1 protein-coding gene is annotated in these 1026 nt (G+C 69.4%); it reads left to right on the top strand.

Annotated features, from left to right (window positions below; all coding sequences use genetic code 11):
* Positions 1 to 69: 69 nt before the first annotated feature.
* A partial coding sequence (locus KZX60_RS11890; RefSeq protein ID WP_248118620.1) for an IS30 family transposase occupies positions 70 to 1026 on the top strand: 957 nt, incomplete at its 3' end.

Here is a 1026-nt window from a genome sequence, read left to right as displayed (position 1 = left end):
AGGAAGATCAGTGACGCGCCCGAGGGGACACGTCGACAGTGGAGAGCGGATCGGGCTCTGCGGGCCCCGATGCGCTCTCCTGGCAGGCCGCAGCCCTCACGAGAGGTCCAACGCCAGTTCTGGCGTGTGATCGCCACCGGTGTCACCACGGTCGAGGCATCCCTGACTGTGGGCGTGTCGTGGCCCGTCGGGGCGCGCTGGTTCCGTCACGCTGGCGGCATGGCCCCACTGTCCCTGGCCGAGCCCACCGGCCGGTACCTGTCCTTCGCTGAGCGTGAAGAGATCGCAATCCTCCATGCCCAGGGCCAGGGGGTCCGTCAGATCGCACGCACGCTGGGACGTGATCCCGGCACGATCAGTCGCGAGCTGCGCCGTAACTGCGCCACCCGCTCCGGGAGCAAGGAGTACCGGGCCACGGTGGCGCAGTGGAAGGCTCAGGAGGCGGCCAGGCGGCCCAAGCCGGCGAAGCTGGCCACGAACCAGCGGCTGCATGACTACGTCCAGGCGCGCCTGAACGGGATGGTCCTGGGCCCCGATGGCGTGGCCGTGCCGGGACCAGTCGGGCCCGGTTTCAAGGGGCGGAAGATGAAACCGCGCCGGGCGGACCGGCGGTGGTCCACGGCGTGGAGCCCTGAGCAGATCAGCCACCGGCTGCGCCTGGAGTTCCCGGATGATGAGTCCATGCGGATCTCTCACGAAGCGATCTATCAGTCCCTGTTCGTCGAGGGACGGGGCGCACTCAAACGCGAACTCGTCGGGTGCCTACGTACCGGGCGGGCCCTGCGCGAGCCGCGGGCACGTACCCGGAACAAGCCCCAGGGCCACGTCACCGAGGACGTGGTGTTCAGCAAGCGCCCACCCGAGGCCGCTGATCGTGCTGTGCCCGGGCACTGGGAAGGGGACCTGATCATCGGGACCGAGCGTTCAGCGATCGGGACTCTGGCCGAGCGCAAGAGCCGGGCCACGATCCTGGTCCACTTGCCCCGCCTGGAGGGATGGGGTGAGCAGCCGCCGGTGAAGAACGGG

The organism is Micrococcus sp. EYE_212 (assembly GCF_023147585.1).
Taxonomy (GTDB): domain Bacteria; phylum Actinomycetota; class Actinomycetes; order Actinomycetales; family Micrococcaceae; genus Micrococcus.
The sequence above is the reverse complement of the archived record's forward strand: the minus strand, read 5'-3'. Positions and strand labels throughout refer to the sequence as shown.